This is a genomic window from Cohnella thermotolerans DSM 17683 (genome assembly GCF_000429825.1).
Classification (GTDB): Bacteria; Bacillota; Bacilli; order Paenibacillales; family Paenibacillaceae; genus Cohnella; species Cohnella thermotolerans.
This window is the reverse complement of record NZ_AUCP01000014.1, coordinates 75,237-94,126: the sequence shown is the minus strand read 5'-3', so window position 1 is coordinate 94,126 and position 18,890 is coordinate 75,237. Positions and strand designations below refer to the sequence as shown.

Sequence of the window (18,890 nt, the reverse complement as noted above, 5' to 3'; positions counted from 1 at the left end):
CGGATTCGAATTTCTAACTCTTCGTATCCGTACACCTCATAACGGCGCCGCCATTTCGCCAAAGTTGTTTTGCAATGCCGTATTTTTTTGCTGCTGCCTTAACGCCTATCTGGCCGCATTCAATTTCTTGGAGGATGACGAATTTCTGTGGCGCACTATAAATGCGCAAGATGCCGGTGTCGCAAAGTTGCTGGAATCGGTACCGAACCAAATCTTACAAGCGCAGGTGACCGAACAATTGGATGCGCAGCGTTATGAACGTACTGAACATCGGCGAGGTTATCGCAATGGCACCTATCCCCATCCACTACATACGCGCATCGGCACCATCACGTTGAGTGTACCGCGCATCCGTGGCGGCAAGTTTACGACGGAACCGTTTGCCCGTTACCAGCGCGAACAAGCCTTCATCCTCACCATGATGGAAATGGTCGTTATCGGTGTCTCCACACGAAAAGTCTCTGAGGTCACCGAGGAGCTGTGCGGTACAGAGTTCTCGAAATCCGTTGTCGGACAGCCCATTTCCTTTTGTGCTGGTTGATGCACTCTACTTGAAAGTCCGGGAGGAAGGCCGTGTGCGATCCCGCGGCGTCATGCTCGGGATTGGTATCAATACCGACGGACATCGCGAAGTATTAGGCCTCATGCTGGGCGATACCGAGTCTGAAGAAAGCTGGACGGAATTCTTTAGCTGGCTGAAAACACGCGGCCTTCGGGGTGTAGACCTCATTGTCTCCGATGACCACGGCGGCCTGGTACGTTCCATCCGCTCCGGGCCGCTTCTTCCATCAGGAGACGAATTTCCTCTTCCGATTTGATATGGGCCCAGCGCCGGATGTTCACCTGCTCCGCGTCGAATTGCCGGGCGGTCGCTCTGACGACGGCTTCGGCCGTCTCTCCGACCGAGTCGGAGCATACGAAAATCGTATTTCGCTGAATGTCCAAATTCCCATCGCCTCCTAAAGTTCTCCCGCAGTCGATTGAAGGAGCAGCCTGGTTACGGTGGTCTTCGTAATTCGTCCGATCGCTTCGACCTTGGCGGTTCCTTCCGAAGGATGCAGAGGCTGGACGACAGGCAGTCCGTCCACTTGATGCTCGATCATCTTGCGGATGGCGTCAAGCACCGTATCGACCGGCGATACGGTCACGACATTGGGATATCGGGTCATGACCATGCTGAGCGGAACGGTTGCGGCCTGGGCATTGCCGAGCGTCACCTTGAGCAGATCCTTGCGGGACACAATGCCGACGAGCGCTCCGGCGGCGTCCGCAACGATGAGGCTTCCCACGTTCTCCAGGAACAGGGTGACGACGGCGTCGCTTACGGTCGCCGTCTCCCGCAGCGTAACGGGAATTCCCATCACGTCCTTCACCCTCATCCCGGTCACCTCGACCGCTGCCGACTGCTGCTTGACGACGGCAGAGCCGAGAAAGTACCCGACTTTGGGTTTGGCATCCAGGTAGCCCAGCATGACTAGCAGCATCAAATCGGAACGGATGGCAGGCCGTGTGGTTCCGAGCAGCTCGGCAATCTGTTCTCCGGTAACCGGAGCGTGCTTCTGGACGAGTCCGACGATTTCCAACTGGCGGGGGGACAGTTCGATCTTGGTTCCCTCCCGGTACAAGTTCGCACCTATCCATTGTATCCGATTCCCGCGCGGCGTCACACCGCTTTTATCTTCGCTGTCGATCTTTTGTGTTCAATGGCCGCTTGCGCGGCGGCAATGCGCGCCATCGGAATCCGATACGGCGAACAACTGACGTAATCCAGGCCGACCCGATGGCCCGGGGCGGTAATCAGTACTTTCCCCTCTCCCGCCAGCCGATGCTTTTCCATGCCCGAACGCTCTTTGAATTTGCCCGTGGCGTCCACTGCCAGTTCGATCCCGTACTCCCGCCATGGAAGCAGCTCGGGATTTCTCTCGGAAATGACGGTTACGCGCCGGCCGTTCGCCACCAATTCGTTCCCCTCAGCGTGAACCTCCGTACTCCATTCGCCATGAACGGTGCCGTATTGTAGAAGATGCGCCAGTTCCTGAGGCGAGCAAGTCGAGTCGATCGCTTGAAGCTCAATGTCGGCGACTTCTCCGACAAGGACATGCGCCTGCCAGTCCGCCAAATGGGTCAGCAGGACCAATCGATTAATGTTTCGTTATCGAAGTTAAAGATCGGTTATATATTCCGGCAACATGCGAATTTAAGATGAGGGTGTAACCCTTGGAAGCAGAAGGAAGAGGCACCGTTATTTCGAGCAAAGGGGGATGATGGAATGACAGGGTCATCTTACAGGTACTTGGAGCGACAAGTGCAGGATGGCGTGCTCTTCGTGACGATTCGCCGGGAAGAGAAGCTGAACGCGATGAACGACGGCATGATGGCGGAACTGACGGATTGCTTTCTGCGAATCCGGGAGCGCGCGGACGTGCGGGCCGTCGTCTTGACCGGTACGGGCAAAGGGTTTATGGCCGGAGCGGATATCGAAGGATACGGCAGCTTCGATATCGGGCAATTTTTCGCCTTCCAGCAGAAAGGCAGAGAAATGTACCGCGCGATCGAGACGTGTCCGCAGCCGGTCATTGCCGCCGTGAACGGCTATGCGCTCGGAGGAGGCTTCGAGCTGGCGCTCTCCTGCGACATCGTCATCGCTTCGGAGAAGGCGAAGTTCGGGCTCCCGGAAGTGAAGCTGGGACTCGTGCCCGGCGGAGGCGGCGTTCAGAAGATCGCCCGTATCGTAGGTCCGTTCGTCGCCAAGGAATTGACGATGAGCGGAAGGTTTCTGACGGCGGAAGAAGGCAAGTCGCTGCTGTTCGTCAATCAGGTGACGGAGCCGGACAAGCTGATGGATACCGCCGCCGCGTTCGCCCGCATGCTGGCGGGTCAGGCGCCGCTGGCCGTGCAGGCGCTCAAGAAATTAATTGACGAGGGACGGGACGCGAGCTTGGAAACCGCCCAAGCGTATGACCGATCTTACCTTGCCAACTTGTTTCACAGCGAGGACGGCCAAGAAGGGATCGCTGCGTTCATCGAGAAGCGGACGCCCCGGTTCCAAGGCAAATAAGCGTTCTAACGCTTTCGGAAGCGATCGCCAGAGGAGGATGGACGATGGACAAAGCGCTTTCCGGCATTAAAATATTGGATTTTACGCATCTATTGCAAGGACCGTTCGCTACGCAAATGCTGGGCGATCTCGGCGCGGACGTGATCAAGATCGAACGCAGAGGCACGGGCGACAGCTACCGGGCGTGGACGTTCTTGAAATATTGGCTCGGCGGCACCGAATCGCCTTGCTACATGGCGTTCAACCGGAACAAACGGTCGCTCGCCCTTGATTTGAAGTCGGCGGAAGCCAAGGAGATCGTCTACAAATTGGCCGCCGAGTGCGACATCGTCGTGGAGAATTTCCGTCCCGGCATCATGGCCAAGCTCGGATTCGGCTACGAGAATTTCAAGCAAATCAATCCGCGCATTATCTATTGCTCCAGCACCGGCTACGGTCAGGACGGCCCGTATGCCGATCGTCCGGGCCAGGATTTGATGATCCAATCGCTTTCCGGACTGATGACGCTAACGGGACGCAAGGAGGACCCGCCGATGCCGCTCGGCACGGGCATTGCCGATCAGCTCGGCGCATACAACATCGTGTACGGGCTGTTGTCGGCCTTGTATTACAGAGAGAAAACCGGCAAAGGACAGAAGCTGGAAATCAACCTGTTCCAATGTTTGCTGACGCACCAGCTGCAGGAATTTGCCGTCACGCTCAATTCGGGCAAGCTGTTCGAGCGCCCGCAATCCGGCATCGCCCATCCGGGCCAATCCGCGCCGTTCGGCATCTACCGCACGGCGGACGGCTACATGTGCATCTCGGTTAATCCGATCCCGGTGCTGGCGGAAGTGCTGGGCGACGAAGGCTTAATCGCCTATGACGATCCGCAGACGTTGTATGACAAGCGCGACGAATGTTCTTCCGCATTCAGGCAACCATCGTGAAGCAGACGACGGCGTATTGGGTGGACAAGATGCTGGCGCGGGACATGTGGGTGTCCGAAGTGAAAAACCATTTGGAAGTCGAGCAGGATCCGCAGGCGATCCACCTGGAAGCGTTTGCTTCCTATGAGCATCCAACGGCCGGAACGGTGCGCACGGTGAACATTCCCGTGAAATTCAGCGAGACGCCGGGCGACATCCGCCGTCATCCCCCGCGGATCGGCGAACACAATGAGGAGATTTTGCGGGAGCTCGGCTATTCGGACGAAACGATCGCGTCCTTGAAGCAAAACGGCGTTCTCGACTGATCGGACGGAGGTGTGGACCATGGGTAAACTGAAAGGCATGACTTGGAATCATCCCAGGGGCTACTTGCCACTCGAAGCGGCGGCGGCGAAATTCCGCGAGACGCATCCGGAATTCGACATTGCGTGGGATCGCCGTTCCCTGAAAGATTTCGGCGATTATCCCGTCGAACTTCTGGCGCGGGAATACGATATCATCCTGATCGATCATCCCCATGTCGGGATGGCCGCGAGACAAAATGCGCTCGTGCCGCTGGACGAATACGTTCCGGAGCCGTATTTGCATGACCAGGACGCCAATTCCGTCGGCCCTAGCCATCGCAGCTACCGGTGGAACGGCCGGCAGTGGGCGCTCGCCGTCGACGCCGCCGCCCAGGTGGCGGCGTTTCGCCCGGACTTGCTGGACGCGCGGGACGTGCCGCATACTTGGCAGGAGGTGCTGGAGCTGGCCAAGTCGCCGCAAGGACCGAACGGAAGCCGGGTAGGATGGCCGCTCTGCCCGACGGACGCCATGTGCAGCTTCCTGAGCTTGTGCGCCGGCATCGACGGACCGGGCTTCTTCGACGAAGAGAGCGGCGTCGATAGCGTTATCGGCGAAGCGGCAATCGGCCTCATGTTCGAGCTGCTGCCGCATTTGCACGCTTCATCGCTTCATTCCAACCCGATTCAGATGTACGACCGGATGTCGTCGGGGGACGAGATCGCTTACGTTCCGCTCGCGTTCGGCTACACGAACTACGCCCGCAAGAGCTTGGCGAGCCGTCTGCTGCGATTCGCCGACATCCCTGCGATCTCCCGGGAGCCGCGAGGCAGCTTGCTTGGCGGCGTCGGGATGGCCGTGTCCGCCTATTCCGCGAACATCGGGCTGTCGGTCGAATTCGCCATGTTTGCGGCCCGCGGCGATGTGCAGCGCACGCTCTACGTCGAGAGCGGCGGACAGCCGGGCCATGCGGCTGCATGGGGGGATAAGGCAGCGAACGCTGCCTGCGGCGATTTCTTCGCGAGCACCCTTCGCACGATGGAATTAAGCTATATGCGGCCGCGCAACGAGGCATTCCCGACCTTCCAGGAGCAAGCCGGCGTTCTGCTGCACGAAGCGCTCAAGCGGCGCGCGGCGGGTGAATCCATCCATTCGGCTGTCATCGTGGAAGACATGAACCGATTGTACCGCAGCGCGTTGCATCATCGCGTTCGATAGATTAAAAACTCATTAATGTTTCGTTATCGAAGTTAAATCTCGGTTATATCTTCTTACATTTGGGAGTTTTATGATGAGAGTGTAACAACCTACACGCTCACTTAGGGGGTTCAGCTATGAAAAAGAAGTTGTTCGGAACAAGCGCAGCGATTGTCGTAACGGCCGGCATGCTGGCTGGCTGCGGCAGCAATTCTGCGCCGCAAGCGTCGACGTCGCCGTCAGCAGCGACTGCGGAAACGACGGCGACCGCAACTTCGGCGGCCGCAACTTCGGCGGCCGGAGACAAACCGTTCGCAGGCCAGACGATAACGCTGGTCACCGCCAATCACCCATGGTCGGAAGCGCTTACGCCGCTCCTGCCGGATTTTGAAGCCCAAACGGGCATCAAAGTCAAAGTGGAAAACTACTTCGAAGACCAGCTGACGCAAAAGCTGACCGTTCAATTCACGGCGGGATCGTCGACGCCGGACGTGTTCATGTACCGTCCGCTCCAAGAAGGCCAATTGTTCTTCAAGAACGGCTGGGTAGCGCCGCTTGACGAGTACGTCAACCAAGATGCGGACTACGACTTCAAGGACATCTCCCCTTCGGCCGTCGGCACGACGACGGTGGACGGCAAGCTGGCCGGCATTCCGATCATTACGGAGCGGGAAATTTTGTACTACCGCAAAGACTTGCTGGAAAAAGCGAACATCCCGGTGCCGAAGACGATCGACGAGCTTGTCGCGGCAGCCAAGAAGCTGCACGATCCGGGCGCGGAAATGTACGGCTTCGTCGCGCGCGGTCAGCGCTCTCCGCTCGTCACCCAGCTGTCCTCGTACATCTACTCCGAGGGCGGGGACTTCATGAAGGACGGCAAAGCGACGATCAACACGCCCGAAGCCGTGAAGGCGATGACGACATACGGCACGCTGCTCAAGGATTACGGCCCTCCCGGGGTGCTCAATATGTCCTGGCCGCAAGCGTTCGGCATTTTCGCGCAAGGCAAAGTCGCTTTCCTGACGGACGTAGACTCCCTGTACACGAACGCCACCGATCCGGCGAAATCGAAAATCGGCGACAAAGTCGGCTTTGCGCCATTCCCGGCCGGCGCCGCAGGCTCCAAGCCGACGAACGTAACGGCATGGGGATTGTCCATCAACGCGAGGACGGAGCACAAGGATGCAGCTTGGGAGTTCATCAAATGGGCGACCAGCAAAGAGATCGTGTTGAAACAGCAGCAAAAAGGCAATCCGGGCGCCCGCACGTCGGTATGGGACACTCCGGAAGCGACCCAATCGTTCCCGGCCGAACTGGTGCAAGTCATTAAAGAATCCATGAAAAACGGCGTCGACCATGACCGTCCGGTCGTCATCACGGTCGGGGAAGCGCGCGACGCCGTCGGCGAAGTCGTCATGAGAGTCATCACGGGCGAGAAGGACATTCAAGCCGTGGCGGATAAAGCGAACGCCAATTTGCAAGCCATCATCGACAAAGACAACAAAAAGTAAGTTTAGCTCTGTTTGGACTGCTGTTTGAGGGCCATGCACTACGGGATATGGCCCTCGAACAGGGAAGACGGAAAGGATGATACGCATGCGTTACAATTGGTTCGACCGCAACTTGAAGTGGGTGTACATCCTGCCCGCGCTGTTGTTCGTGCTGGTCATGATGCTTTTCCCGATTCTATATACGGTATGGATCAGCTTTTACGAGTGGAGCATGTCCGCCATCACGCCGCCCGCTTTCGTGGGGTTTGCGAATTACATCGCGTTGTTTAAGGACGAGCGATTTCTCGACGCGTTGTTCAATACGTTTTATTTCACGGTCGTGGCGCTGATCGCCGAAGTCGTTCTCGGCCTCGCGATCGCCGTGCTGCTCAATCGGAGCTTCAAAGGCAAAAATATCGCGAAAACGTTGTTTCTGCTCCCGATGGTCGCGACGCCGGTCGCCATGGGGCTTGTATGGATGCTGATTTACGAACCGACGATCGGCGCGGCGAACACGATTTTGAAGGCAATCGGCATTCATCCCCAGCTTTTCCTGGCGTCGATGACGCAGGTCGTTCCCTCTCTGATCGTCGTGGACATATGGCAGTGGACGCCGATGGTGGCGCTCATTTTGATGGCAGGCTTGTCTACGCTGCCTGCCGATCCTTACGAATCGGCAGATGTCGACGGCGCGACCGCATGGAAGAAATTCGTGCATATTACGCTGCCGCTGCTTAAACCGACGCTCATTATCGCGACCATGCTCCGTCTGATCGGCGTTTTGAAGACGTTCGACATTATTTATGCCACCACGCAAGGCGGGCCAAACTTCAAGTCCGAAACGCTCAACATCTATAGCTACGTGCTCGGCTTCCAATATTTCAAGTTGGGATCGGCTTCCGCGCTGCTGGTCATCTTTTTTCTGATCGTCATGGCGCTTACGCTGCTGCTGATCTGGATGAGGAAACGATTGGAGGCTGCTTCATGAAAAAGAAGAAAAGGACGAAAATCCTGCTGGCCGCGCTGACTGTGCTCGTTCTGGTCGTGTTCGTCTTTCCGTTCGTGTGGATGCTGCTCGCGTCCTTCAAGACGCAATCGCAAATTATGTCGGCGGATCAGACGTTTATTTTTACGCCGACGACCGACAACTACGAAAGCGTGTTCCGGCAGTACGATTTTCTGAAATATATCGTGAACAGCATGATCGTGGCCGTCGCCTCCACCGTTTTGTCGCTCCTGCTGGGGCTGCCTGCGGCTTATTCGGTCGCCAGGTACAGATTGCAAGGTTTCGGTCTCGTCATTCTCGTCGCCCGGATCGTGCCGGGGATCTCGTTCCTCATTCCGTGGTACATCATTTTTTCGAAGCTCGGACTGGTGGATTCGTATGTATCACTCGTGCTCAGCCACATGCTGGTCGGTTTGCCGTTCATCGTGTGGATCATGATTTCGTTCTTCGAAGGACTTCCGCACGAAGTCGAGGAAGCCGGGATGATCGACGGCTGCTCGCCGCACCAAGTGTTCCGGCGTATTGTGCTGCCGATGTCGGGAGCGGGCATCATCACGTCTTCTCTGCTGTCGTTCATTTTCTCGTGGAACAACTTCATGTTTTCGATCATTCTCGCGGGCGACAAGACCAAAACATTGCCGATTGCAGTATTCAACTTTATGTCCTATGCTGAAATCAACTGGGGCGGTTTGATGGCCGCCGCTTGCATCATTACCCTTCCCGTGCTTGTCATCGCTTTGATTGCGCAGCGTTACGTAGTCAACGGTCTGGCGGCGGGAGCGGTAAAAGGAATAAGATCAGCCGGAACAAGAAAACGGTTACATTAATGCCGGCATCATGCCGGATCGCGCGTTGCGGACCTGCTGAAGCTGTATTGGCGCTTGACGGCTGAGGGAGGGAACCTGTTGTTCAGACAAAATATTTTCCTCAAAATGGTTCTCTTGCTCGTTCTGCTGCTTGTGCCGATCCTGATTTTGTACAGCGTGTCTACGAGAACCAGCACGGAGGTCGTGCGGGAGCAGATCGAGACGACGAATTTGAACCAGTTGACGTTTCTCATGAACCAGTTGGATACGAACATCGAGCAGTTGTCCATGTTCCCGGTGCTGCTCAGCTACGATCCGTACATTCGCGAGTTTCTCGACCGCCGTCCGGTCAAGCTCTTCGACGCGCTCAACGCCGAATACCGGATCATCGAGAAATTGAGCTTGCAAAGCGTATCGAGCGGCTGGCAGAACGACTTGACGCTGATTTTGCCGCAGGAGCGCCGGGAGATCGCGTCCAACGTCTTTTTGCAGGCAACCGACAAGGATACGACGGGACCGATCTACACGCGCTGGACTTATATGACGGAGGGAACGGGCGACAAGACCCGCCGTTATTTCGTCCGTGAGATCGGCGAACCGGCCAAGGAACGGCTCAAGGAATCGGCGCAGGCCGTTTTTCGCGTCCGATTCGACATGGCCAACATCACGGCGATGCTGGATGCGTACAAGAACGGCAAGAATAACGATCCATTCCTGTATCTGCGGGGCGAACAGCCGGTGCCGAACAGCACCTCGTCCGCGGAGAAGACGCAGCAGCTGGTCGAATTGTTGAACGGCGGCGGGGACCTCAAGCCGGACACGGGACAGAAGCTGATGAAGCTGGGGAACGATCAGTATCTCGTCAGCTATGCCAAATCGCAGCAATTGGGCTGGTACCTGATCGATTACACGCCGTACCAAAGCGTCATTACGCCGATCACGAAGCAGCGAAACTTTTTCTACGCGATCATCGGGCTGCTGCTCGTTCTCGCCGTGGCCGCGTCGTTCCTGCTTTACCGCAACGTGCAGCGTCCGCTCGGACAGTTGATCGCGAACGTGCAGCGCATCAAGCGGGGCGATTACTCCGCCCGGATTCGCTACCAGGCGCGCAATGAGTTCGATTATTTGATTTTCCAGTTCAATGAGATGGCGAAGCAGATTCAGCTTTTGATCGAGGACGTATACGCGGAGAAGCTGAGAAGCCGGGAGGCGACGCTCAAGCAGCTGCAGTCGCAGATCAATCCGCATTTTCTGTACAACTCGCTGTTCTTCATCATCAATTCGGCCATGATGAACGACAAGGAGGCGGTCGTGCAGATGTCGCAAAACCTGGCGCAGTATTGCCGCTATACGACGCGGGTGGAAAATCAGTTGGTGGCGCTTGAGGAGGAGCTCGACCTCGTCCGGCACTACTTGATTATTCAAAATTTGCGGATGGATCGGGTTCAGTTCGAAATCGACGTGCCGGAAAAAATGCTGGATCTGAAAGTGCCGCGGCTGATTCTGCAGCCGATCGTGGAGAACGCGATCGTGCACGGCATCGGACGTTCGCCGGACAGCGGAATGATTACGATTACGGGCAAACAGGACGACCGCTACAACATGCTTTACGTCGAAGACGACGGGCCCGGCATGTCGCCGGAGGCGCTGCGCGAGCTGCAAGTGAAGCTTCTGCAGCCGATGTCGGAGGAGATCGGATGCGGCACGTGGAACGTGCATCGCCGCTTGCAATACCAATTCGGCGGACAATCGGGGCTCTCATTCGAGCAATTGCCGATGGGCGGATTTCGCACGACGATCAAATGGACGCGGACCGGGACATCGGAAGCATGGAATCATCAAGACGGAGGGTTCGAATGATGCAACTGTTGATTGTGGACGACGAGGCGCACGTAGTCGATCGCCTGGCGACGACGATCGCTTGGAGAAGCGTCGGCATCCTGCAGGTGTACCGGGCGTACTCGGTATACGAAGCGCTCGCGATTTTGCAGCAATGCTCCGTCGACATCGTCATTACGGACATTCAGATGCCTGGCATGACGGGCCTTGAGCTGATCGCGGAAATCCGCAAAAGGTGGAACAAGACGAAGTGCGTGCTCCTGTCCGGCTACTCCGATTTTCACTACGCCAAAGAAGCGATCCAGAACCAGGTGGAGGATTACTTGCTGAAGCCCGTCACCGAGGAAGAGCTGCTGCAAACCGTCTCCAGGCTTCGGCAAAAAATGTTCGACGAGTGGGAGCAAGTGATCTCCGTGCGGAATTTGACCATGACGCTGCACGAGAACATGCCGCTGCTCAAAGGCAATTTGCTGACCGAGCTGCTGCAAGGGCATATCCGGAACGAGCAGACGGTCAGGGAGAAAATGCAAACTTTGTCGCTGCCCGATCTCTATGGCCAAACGTGCTCGATCATGCTCGTTCGGCCCGAAGAGCCGTTCGTCGACTACGATTTCCGCAGCCGGTCGCTGATCGAATACGCGATCGGCAATATGGCCGAAGAACTGTTCAACGAGCGGTTCCATTTGTGGCATACGAAGGATGCGCACGATTATTTGATTTTCCTGGTCGCCGGGAAGGAAGGGGCCGACGCGGAGGAGAGGACGCTATTGTTCGAACGGACGGCGTCGCAGCTGCAAACGGTCGTGAAAAGCTTTTTGAAGGGCCGCATCTCCGTGATCGTCAGCACCTCGGGCGTGTTCCCGCATGACGTGCCGGATTTGTACGACAGCTGTGTATCCGCGGCGCGCAAACGGGTCGGCAGCGAGCAGGAGCTGTTCGTGCGGGCGGCGGGCGAGCTGGCCGACGTCAAGATGGAATCGCTGCGCAGCTTGTACGAGCCGCCGACGCTGATTCATCTGTTGGAGGCGGGGCGCTGGGACGGGATTCAGGAGAAGCTGGGCCGCATTTTCGACGAGCTGCAGGACAAATGGTCGCATTCGCAGGAGCATTTGCTGGAAGTCTGCTTTGCCATCTCCTCGGCGTTCTCGTATATCGCGCACAAGAACGGCCAGCCGCTCTCCGACCTTATCGGCGACGATTACGGCAAATTGGCCGACGGCATTCCATTCCGTTCCATTCAGCAGCTTCGCGATTGGTCGATGCGCGTATTGCGCCGCCTGACGGAAGACATGGACCGCGAAATCAAAGACAGCCGCGCGTCGCTCATTCGCGCCATCCACAAATTCATCGACGAAAACTTGGAGCAGGACGTCACGCTGCAAAGCATCGCCGACCACGTCTTTATGCATCCCGTGTACGTATCGAAAATTTACAAGCTGGAAACCGGCATCAATATAAGCGATTACATTCAGCAGCTGCGCATTGAGAAGGCGGTCTATCTGCTGACGAACAGCCAGGAGAAGACGTACGAAATCGCCGCCAAGCTGGGCTATCAGCATTCCCATTCGTTTAACTACGCGTTTAAAAAGTACCATGGCTTAACGCCGCAGGAATTTCGGGACCAACAAAAGAAAAGGGCGAACTGCCCTTGAACGCGAACGGCTCCGGCGCGATCCGCGGGTTCCGCGATGCGATCGATGCGGGTTTGCCGTGCAACGTTAAATCCTCTGATGAAAAGGCGGTCGCAATGATGGCAAATTTGAGCTTATTCGATCTGACGGGCAAGAAGGCAATCGTCACGGGAGCCGGCTGCGGACTGGGCCGCGGCATCGCCGCCGCGCTGGCGAACGCCGGCGCGGAAGTGGTCATCCTCGACATTGCGGACGCAGCGGTTGACACCGCTGCCGAATTGACCGCGAGCGGGCTCGCCGTCCATGCGGTAAAGGGCAATCTGCTGGACCGCGCCGATCTGGAGCGCAGCTTCCACGAATCGGTCCGCGTCCTGGGCGGACTCGACATTCTCGTCAACAACGCGGGCATGCACGACCGCAGAGCTTGTCTCGATCTGCCTGTCGAGAGCTGGGACAAAGTGTTGGAATTGAACATTACGGCGGTGTATCAGCTTTGCCGTCTGGCGGGCGCGATCATGGTGAAGCAGGGCAGCGGCAAAATCATCAGCATGGCGTCCATGCTCAGCTTCCTGGGCGGATATAACGCTTCCGCGTACGCGGTGAGCAAGGCGGGCGTCGCGCAATTGACGAAGTCGCTGTCCAACGAGTGGGCGGGGTACGGCGTCCAGGTCAACGCGATCGCTCCCGGCTACATGGCGACGGAGATGAACACCGACTTGTTGCACGACGATGTCCGTCTGCCGCAAGTGAATGCCCGCATCCCCGCCGGCCGGTGGGGCCGTCCGGACGATTTGGCGGGGGTCAGCGTATTTCTCGCTTCGGCGGCTTCGGATTACGTTTCGGGCGCCATCGTTCCGGTCGACGGCGGCTATTTGGCCAGATAGCGCGGCGTTGCGGCGCCATTTGAATCCGATGGGGAGGAGCGGGAATCGAAATGAAAATACGCAGCATCGAGCTGTTCAAAGTGCCGCCGCGTTGGCTGTTTCTCCGTATGGAGACGGACGACGGGCTGGTCGGCTGGGGAGAGCCGATCGTGGAGGGCAAAGCGGACACGGTCAAGGCGGCCGTGGAAGAAATGAGCGCCTACGTGATCGGCCAAGATCCGATGCGGATCGAAGATCTTTTTCAGGTGTTGTACCGCGCGGCGTTTTACCGCGGAGGGCCGGTGCTGTCGAGCGCCATCTCCGGCATCGAGCAGGCGTTGTGGGACATCAAGGGCAAATTTTACAATGCGCCGGTATACGACCTGCTCGGCGGCGCCTGCCGGGACCGGATACGCGTCTACAACTGGATCGGCGGCGACCGGCCGAGCGACGTGGGCGAGGAAGCGAAGAAGCAGATCGCCGCCGGATTCACGGCGGTGAAGATGAACGCGACGGAGGAGATGCATTACATCGATTCGTTCACCAAAGTGGAGCAGGCGATCGCCCGCATTGCCGCCGTCCGCGAGGCGGGCGGACCGGATTTCGGCATCGGCATCGACTTCCACGGCCGGGTTCATAAATCGATGGCGAAAATACTCGCCAAGGAGCTGGAGCCGTTCCGCCCGATGTTCATCGAAGAACCGGTGCTGCCGGAGAACAACGAAGCGTTGAAGGAAATTGCGCGCCATACGTCCGCTCCGATCGCGACGGGCGAGCGGATGTATACGCGCTGGGGCTTCAAGGAGCTGCTCGCGCAGGGCATTGTCGATATTATTCAGCCCGATTTGTCTCATGCCGGCGGCATTCTCGAAACGCGGAAAATCGCCGCGATGGCGGAAGCGTACGACGTGTCGGTCGCTCCGCATTGCCCGCTCGGTCCGATCGCGCTCGCCGCCTGTCTGCAGCTCGACGCGTGCTCGCCGAACGCGATCATTCAAGAGCAGAGCCTCGGCATCCATTACAATCGAGGCAACGACATTCTCGACTACGTCAAGGACGCTTCGGTGTTCGCGTACAAGGACGGCTACGTCGACAACTTGAAGCTGCCGGGACTCGGCATCGAAGTGAACGAAGACAAAGTTCGCGAAATGGCCGCTGTCGGCCACGACTGGAAAAATCCCGTCTGGCGCCAGAGCGACGGCACGGTAGCAGAGTGGTAGAATAAGCGGCAAATCAAACCAAAGACTCCTGCCAACGAGATTTAGATGTTGGCAGGAGTCTATTTTTTTGACGAGCTACGCTTAAGGCGCCGGCTCACGACGCCGAATAACCGAGTTTCAGCGAGATTTCATGGGCCGCCTGCTTAACCTTGCGGATCAGTTCGGGCAGCTGCTCTTCGCCGAACCGTACTTCGAGTCCGGCAATGCTGAGTCCGGCCACCATTTTGCCGGAATGATCGAAGATGGGAGCGCTTAATTCCGCCGTATAATTTTCAAGTTCGGAACGGCTGAAGCTGTATCCCGTCCGCCTCGTGGTCTCCAAAGCTTCAAGCAGCTCCTGTTTGTTTGTAATCGTTCCGACCCCGATCGGAACCAGCTCCACTTGATTCAAGTAGGCTTCCCGTTCTTCTTCGGGCATAAAGGCGAGAATAATCCGGGACGAAGCTCCCGCGTACAGCGGCGCCTTTCTGCCGATTTGGGTAAAGAGCCGCACCGGATGATCCGTGTCCAGCTTCTCGATATACATGGACGAATAACCGTCTCTGACGGCAAGATGGACGGCTTCTTCTAGATCGTCCCGAAGCCTCTGCATGACATTGAGGGATATTTGCCGGATGTCCAGCCGCTCGGCGACCAAATGGCCGAATTGCAAAAATAGCAATCCGAGGGAATAATATCCATCCTGATCTTTGTTCAAGAAACCCATCTCTTCAAGCGAACCGATCATACGGTTGACGGATGTTTTGGGAATGCCCGACAACCGCACCATATCGTTTATATTCAGCTTCGAATGGGTCAAGAATAAATTCAGCAGATCCATGGATCTGACCACCGTTTTATTTTTAATTTGCACCGTTTCCTCCCATTGTTCGCTTCATTCATACCGTTCAACGGACGGCTTTAAAATGTAGTATACACCGAATGACCGCTGCATGAAATCCGGAAGGAATCAACCCGTTCTTATTCGACCGTAAATGTGAATTTTTTATTTAAAACACTTGATTTTTATTTAATCCTTACTATAATGATCGTATATATATGGATTGAAATTCGGATTAAAAAAACCGAAATTCGGTTTTTGATGAATTTCGGAGAGGAGATCCATGAGACTTTTTACCGTTAACACCGATGACAAGGCGATGATGACCAGATGGGCAATGTAGCGGGCCATTCCGCCGGAAGCGAGCCCGGCGCGGCGGAGATCGTTCCATTGGGCGATTCGGCGATCGTCGTTCGGCTGGGCGAGTCCATCCATCCGGACACGCACAGACGAGTCCGGCAGCTGGCCGATTACTTGGAGCGCTATCCGTTCGACGGCATGATCGAATATGTTCCCGCCTTTACGACGGTTACGATTTACTACGATGGATGGTCGCTGGTGAACGCCCATTCCGAGGATGGGGCCGGGACTAAGGAACCGACGCCTTATGACCTGGCGGTCTCGCTCGTGAAGAGGATTTTGCTGGAGATGGACGACGCCTCGGCGGAGCCGGCGAGAATCGTGGACATTCCCGTTTGTTACGGGGGGGAGTGGGGCCCGGATCTGGAGACGGTCGCAGCCTATCACGGTTTGACGCCGGAAGAAGTCATCGAGATTCACACTTCGGCCGACTATCTCGTGTACATGCTTGGTTTTGCGCCCGGCTTCGCTTATTTGGGCGGTTTGTCGCCTCGAATCGCCACCCCGCGCCGTCAAACGCCGCGGCTGTCCATTCCGGCGGGAACGGTAGGCATTGCAGGCGACCAGACCGGGGTGTATCCGATCGATACGCCGGGCGGTTGGCAATTGATCGGGAGGACGCCGCTGCCGCTGTTTCTTCCCGAGCGGATGCCGCCGACGCTTATGAAGGCGGGCGATATCGTCCGCTTCCATCCGATCTCCCGGTCCGAGTTCGAGCGTTGGGAGGAGAGAGGGCGATGAGCCTGATTATTCTCAAACCGGGATTGCTTACAACGATTCAGGACCTGGGCAGATTCGGCTATCAGAAATTCGGCGTCATTGCGAGCGGAGCGATGGATGCCTTTGCCCTGCGCGTCGCCAATCTGCTGGTCGGCAATGAAGAGACGGACGCCGGCCTCGAGATCACGATCGCCGGTCCGGAGATCAGCTTCGCAAGCGCGTCGCTCATCGCCATCTGCGGAGGCGATTTGTCCCCGACGTTGAACGGCCGGCCCGTTCCGCTGTGGAGAACGGTGTACGCGCCGCAAGGAAGCCGTTTAAAATTCGGCCCGCCCAAACAGGGCTGCCGCGCTTATCTGGCGGTCGGAGGAGGGGTCGATGTGCCGTTGGAGATGAACAGCCGCTCCACATACTTGCGCGCAGGCATTGGGGGGTTCCGCGGCCGGGCCTTGCAGACGGGCGATTGCGTTCCGCTGGGGGACGCTTCTTCGCGCAGCTTAAACCTGATGGAGATGATGGCATACGAAGCGGATCCCGAGACCGGCGCCGTCAGCCGTTGGTCGGTGACGCCCGGGATGCTCCCGCCCTATTCGCCGAACCCGACGGTGCGCGTGTTGGAAGGCGAAGAGCGCGATGCGTTCGACGAAGAAAGCCTGAGCCGGTTTTTCTCTGAGCCTTATACGGTGATGCCGCAATCGGACCGGATGGGCTACCGACTGTCCGGCAGCGAGCTGAGGTTGAAGGCGAAGAAAGAGATGATCTCTTCGGCGGTCACGTACGGAACGATTCAGGTTCCGCCCGACGGACAACCGATCGTGCTGATGGCGGACCGGCAGACGACCGGCGGTTATCCGAAAATCGCCCAGGTCATATCGGCGGATCTGCCTGTGCTGGCCCAGGTCAATTTGGGGGGCAAAGTGAGGTTCCGATCGGTCTCGCTGGTCGAAGCGCAAAACCAATATCTCCTTCGGGAACGAGCGATCCGGACGCTGCGCGAAGGATTGAACCGATTGCAAGCAAGCAGGAAGGGAAGGTGAACGGGCGTAATGAACGACAACGAATCCAAGCTGGCGATTCGGGATTTGAAGGTGGAGTATGACGCCAAAGGCCGTCGTACGGTCGCCCTTGAGCAGGTTAATTTGAACGTGAAGGACGGCGAATTCGTATCGGTCGTCGGCCCGAGCGGCTGCGGAAAATCTACGCTGCTCAAAGTCGTATCCGGTCTGCTGCGGCCCGCCGGCGGCACCGCTTCGATTGACGGCAAGGAGATTGCGGGGGTTCCCGATCAAGTCGGCATGGTGTTCCAGAACGATGCGCTGCTGCCTTGGAAGACGGTGATCGACAATGTGCGGCTGCCCCTTGAAATCAAAGGAGTTCCCCGCAAGGAACAGCTTCATGAGGCTCAGCGGCTGCTCGGCATGGTCGGTCTGGAAGGCTTCGCCTCCTATTACCCCAAGCAGTTGTCGGGCGGGATGCGGAAGCGGGTGGCGTTGGCCCGAACGTTCGCTTACGACCCCGAAATTTATTTGATGGACGAGCCGTTCGGCCCGCTCGATGCGCAGACGCGCGTGAAGATCGGGGAACAATTTCTGAAAATATGGGAGCAAGTCGGCAAGAGCGTCTTGTTCATCACCCATGATATCGAAGAAGCGATCGCGCTGTCGGACCGGGTCGTCGTCATGTCCGCCCGCCCGGGACGAATCAAAGCCGAGTTCAACGTCCGTCTGGAACGACCCCGCCCGTTCTACGACATCCGGTTCGATCCTCTGTTCAAAGATTTGCAGAAAGAAATATGGGCACAAATGGCGGATGAAGGGTAGAGAGGAGACTGGCATATGGCGGCAAAATCAAACAAGAGCGCTTCCTATCCCTCGTCATTCCGGCAGCGCGAGTACAAGCCATCATCCGTTTGGCTGGGAAGAGCGGGCGTCTTTATCCTGACGGTAGGTCTTTGGGAGCTGCTGTCCGGCCGAGCGTTCAATTCGTTCTGGCTCAGCAAGCCCTCGCTCATCCTGAAGCGGATTGGCGAGATGGCGGCGGACGGCGACTTATGGTTCCATATGAGCGCGACTCTTCAAGAAGCGATTGTCGGTCTCGTCATCGGAATGGCCGGAGGAACGCTGCTCGGCGTGGCCATCTCCTTCAGCGGCATTTTCGAGAAATGGATCTATCCTTATATCATGGCGCTGTACAGCTTGCCTCGCGTATCCTTGGCCCCGCTGTTTATCGTATGGTTCGGCATCGGCTTGTCGTCCAAAATCCTGATGGTCGTGGCCATGGTCGTTTTCGTGGCTTTCTATAACGCCTTTGAGGGCATTCGCAACATTGACAGAGACCTGATGGACATGATGAGCACGTACAAGGCCAAATGGACGCACAAGCTCAAATGGGTGGTGCTGCCCTCGATTACCGTGTGGATTCTGACCAGTCTGCGCCTCAATATCGGCATGGCCTTGATCGGATCGGTCATTGCCGAGCTGGTAGGATCGAACCGCGGCCTGGGGTATTATATTACGTTTTCGTCCAGCATGCTGGATACGACGGGAATCTTCACCGGCTTGGTGTTGATTATGCTGATCGCCGTTGTACTGGAGCAGATCGTGCTTCTGATGGAGAGGCGGCTGCTTAGGTACCGTTAAGCTTGGCATCCTGCTCCGACCCGACAACGG

General features: G+C 57.2%; 19 protein-coding genes and 1 pseudogene. 16 read left to right on the top strand and 4 right to left on the bottom strand.

Annotation, left to right across the window (positions count from 1 at the left end; genetic code table 11):
- Nucleotides 1–109: 109 nt before the first annotated feature.
- Nucleotides 110–773: pseudogene (locus tag G485_RS25075) on the top strand (transposase); the annotation flags it as partial.
- Here the strand turns inward: G485_RS25075 and G485_RS28765 are convergent.
- Genes G485_RS28765 through G485_RS0104595 form a run of 3 tightly spaced genes read right to left on the bottom strand, consistent with a single transcriptional unit; the run spans nt 727 to nt 2,137 of the window.
- Complete coding sequence (locus G485_RS28765; protein ID WP_027091586.1) at nt 727–945, bottom strand: kinase/pyrophosphorylase; 219 nt, start codon at nt 943–945, stop codon at nt 727–729. The pseudogene G485_RS25075 and the gene G485_RS28765 sit on opposite strands and share 47 nt — an antisense overlap.
- A 14-nt stretch (nt 946–959) precedes the next feature.
- Nucleotides 960–1,625 (bottom strand): helix-turn-helix transcriptional regulator, encoded by a 666-nt coding sequence (locus tag G485_RS0104600; protein WP_027091585.1) that lies wholly within the window; start codon nt 1,623–1,625, stop codon nt 960–962.
- A gap of 38 nt (nt 1,626–1,663) precedes the next feature.
- Entirely contained in the window at nt 1,664–2,137 is a 474-nt protein-coding gene (locus tag G485_RS0104595) for a glyceraldehyde 3-phosphate dehydrogenase NAD-binding domain-containing protein (RefSeq protein WP_027091584.1), read from the bottom strand.
- Nucleotides 2,138–2,269: 132 nt separating this feature from the next.
- Here G485_RS0104595 and G485_RS0104590 point away from each other — a divergent pair, with 132 nt between their 5' ends.
- From G485_RS0104590 to dgoD, 11 genes are all read left to right on the top strand, one after another.
- A complete protein-coding gene (locus tag G485_RS0104590; protein WP_027091583.1) occupies nt 2,270–3,058 on the top strand; it encodes an enoyl-CoA hydratase/isomerase family protein in 789 nt (262 codons plus the stop codon).
- A 44-nt stretch (nt 3,059–3,102) separates the two neighbouring features.
- Complete coding sequence (locus tag G485_RS25070; protein WP_205620114.1) at nt 3,103–3,987, top strand: CaiB/BaiF CoA transferase family protein; 885 nt, start codon at nt 3,103–3,105, stop codon at nt 3,985–3,987.
- Entirely contained in the window at nt 3,957–4,292 is a 336-nt protein-coding gene (locus G485_RS31195) for a CoA transferase (protein ID WP_205620113.1), read from the top strand. Before G485_RS25070 ends, G485_RS31195 begins: the two co-directional genes overlap by 31 nt.
- A 19-nt stretch (nt 4,293–4,311) precedes the next feature.
- Entirely contained in the window at nt 4,312–5,487 is a 1,176-nt protein-coding gene (locus G485_RS0104580) for an ABC transporter substrate-binding protein (RefSeq protein ID WP_027091582.1), read from the top strand.
- A 116-nt stretch (nt 5,488–5,603) separates the two neighbouring features.
- Nucleotides 5,604–6,977, top strand: a complete 1,374-nt coding sequence (locus G485_RS0104575; protein ID WP_027091581.1) for an ABC transporter substrate-binding protein — start codon at nt 5,604–5,606, stop codon at nt 6,975–6,977.
- An 85-nt stretch (nt 6,978–7,062) separates the two neighbouring features.
- A complete protein-coding gene (locus G485_RS0104570; RefSeq protein ID WP_027091580.1) occupies nt 7,063–7,944 on the top strand; it encodes a carbohydrate ABC transporter permease in 882 nt (293 codons plus the stop codon).
- The gene (locus G485_RS25065) at nt 7,941–8,789 is read left to right on the top strand and encodes a carbohydrate ABC transporter permease (protein ID WP_051318019.1); all 849 of its coding nucleotides are present in this window, start codon (nt 7,941–7,943) and stop codon (nt 8,787–8,789) included. The genes G485_RS0104570 and G485_RS25065 overlap by 4 nt, the downstream gene beginning before the upstream one ends.
- 78 nt (nt 8,790–8,867) lie before the next feature.
- Nucleotides 8,868–10,628, top strand: coding sequence for a sensor histidine kinase (locus G485_RS0104560; protein ID WP_027091579.1), 1,761 nt, complete (start codon nt 8,868–8,870; stop codon nt 10,626–10,628).
- Nucleotides 10,625–12,259 (top strand): response regulator transcription factor, encoded by a 1,635-nt coding sequence (locus G485_RS0104555; protein WP_027091578.1) that lies wholly within the window; start codon nt 10,625–10,627, stop codon nt 12,257–12,259. The genes G485_RS0104560 and G485_RS0104555 overlap by 4 nt, the downstream gene beginning before the upstream one ends.
- 98 nt (nt 12,260–12,357) lie before the next feature.
- A complete protein-coding gene (locus G485_RS0104550) occupies nt 12,358–13,122 on the top strand; it encodes an SDR family oxidoreductase (RefSeq protein WP_035154766.1) in 765 nt (254 codons plus the stop codon).
- 50 nt (nt 13,123–13,172) lie between these two features.
- On the top strand, nt 13,173–14,321 hold the full coding sequence (gene dgoD / locus G485_RS0104545; protein WP_027091576.1) for a galactonate dehydratase: 1,149 nt from the start codon (nt 13,173–13,175) through the stop codon (nt 14,319–14,321).
- Nucleotides 14,322–14,415: 94 nt separating this feature from the next.
- On the opposite strand, the gene G485_RS0104540 is transcribed toward dgoD, so the two are convergent.
- Entirely contained in the window at nt 14,416–15,174 is a 759-nt protein-coding gene (locus G485_RS0104540; RefSeq protein WP_027091575.1) for an IclR family transcriptional regulator, read from the bottom strand.
- A 297-nt stretch (nt 15,175–15,471) separates the two neighbouring features.
- Here G485_RS0104540 and pxpB point away from each other — a divergent pair, with 297 nt between their 5' ends.
- The 4 genes from pxpB to G485_RS0104515 are packed head-to-tail and all read left to right on the top strand — an operon-like array spanning nt 15,472 to nt 18,860.
- Nucleotides 15,472–16,242: a 5-oxoprolinase subunit PxpB gene (gene pxpB, locus G485_RS0104530; RefSeq protein WP_051318018.1), complete on the top strand. Its 771-nt coding sequence runs from the start codon at nt 15,472–15,474 to the stop codon at nt 16,240–16,242.
- Nucleotides 16,239–17,258: a 5-oxoprolinase subunit C family protein gene (locus G485_RS29705; protein ID WP_027091573.1), complete on the top strand. Its 1,020-nt coding sequence runs from the start codon at nt 16,239–16,241 to the stop codon at nt 17,256–17,258. Before pxpB ends, G485_RS29705 begins: the two co-directional genes overlap by 4 nt.
- 9 nt (nt 17,259–17,267) lie before the next feature.
- Nucleotides 17,268–18,041, top strand: a complete 774-nt coding sequence (locus G485_RS29700) for an ABC transporter ATP-binding protein (RefSeq protein WP_027091572.1) — start codon at nt 17,268–17,270, stop codon at nt 18,039–18,041.
- Between the two features lie 15 nt (nt 18,042–18,056).
- A complete protein-coding gene (locus G485_RS0104515; RefSeq protein ID WP_027091571.1) occupies nt 18,057–18,860 on the top strand; it encodes an ABC transporter permease in 804 nt (267 codons plus the stop codon).
- Nucleotides 18,861–18,890 lie beyond the last annotated feature (30 nt).

What these genes read in the sequence shown, in the direction of transcription:
- G485_RS0104590 (WP_027091583.1), top strand. Translation starts at nt 2,270, where the DNA reads ATGACAGGGTCATCTTACAGGTACTTGGAGCGACAAGTGCAGGATGGC.
- G485_RS25070 (WP_205620114.1), top strand. Translation starts at nt 3,103, where the DNA reads ATGGACAAAGCGCTTTCCGGCATTAAAATATTGGATTTTACGCATCTA.
- G485_RS31195 (WP_205620113.1), top strand. Translation starts at nt 3,957, where the DNA reads ATGTTCTTCCGCATTCAGGCAACCATCGTGAAGCAGACGACGGCGTAT.
- G485_RS0104580 (WP_027091582.1), top strand. Translation starts at nt 4,312, where the DNA reads ATGGGTAAACTGAAAGGCATGACTTGGAATCATCCCAGGGGCTACTTG.
- G485_RS0104575 (WP_027091581.1), top strand. Translation starts at nt 5,604, where the DNA reads ATGAAAAAGAAGTTGTTCGGAACAAGCGCAGCGATTGTCGTAACGGCC.
- G485_RS0104570 (WP_027091580.1), top strand. Translation starts at nt 7,063, where the DNA reads ATGCGTTACAATTGGTTCGACCGCAACTTGAAGTGGGTGTACATCCTG.
- G485_RS25065 (WP_051318019.1), top strand. Translation starts at nt 7,941, where the DNA reads ATGAAAAAGAAGAAAAGGACGAAAATCCTGCTGGCCGCGCTGACTGTG.
- G485_RS0104555 (WP_027091578.1), top strand. Translation starts at nt 10,625, where the DNA reads ATGATGCAACTGTTGATTGTGGACGACGAGGCGCACGTAGTCGATCGC.
- G485_RS0104550 (WP_035154766.1), top strand. Translation starts at nt 12,358, where the DNA reads ATGGCAAATTTGAGCTTATTCGATCTGACGGGCAAGAAGGCAATCGTC.
- dgoD (WP_027091576.1), top strand. Translation starts at nt 13,173, where the DNA reads ATGAAAATACGCAGCATCGAGCTGTTCAAAGTGCCGCCGCGTTGGCTG.
- pxpB (WP_051318018.1), top strand. Translation starts at nt 15,472, where the DNA reads ATGGGCAATGTAGCGGGCCATTCCGCCGGAAGCGAGCCCGGCGCGGCG.
- G485_RS29705 (WP_027091573.1), top strand. Translation starts at nt 16,239, where the DNA reads ATGAGCCTGATTATTCTCAAACCGGGATTGCTTACAACGATTCAGGAC.
- G485_RS29700 (WP_027091572.1), top strand. Translation starts at nt 17,268, where the DNA reads ATGAACGACAACGAATCCAAGCTGGCGATTCGGGATTTGAAGGTGGAG.
- G485_RS0104515 (WP_027091571.1), top strand. Translation starts at nt 18,057, where the DNA reads ATGGCGGCAAAATCAAACAAGAGCGCTTCCTATCCCTCGTCATTCCGG.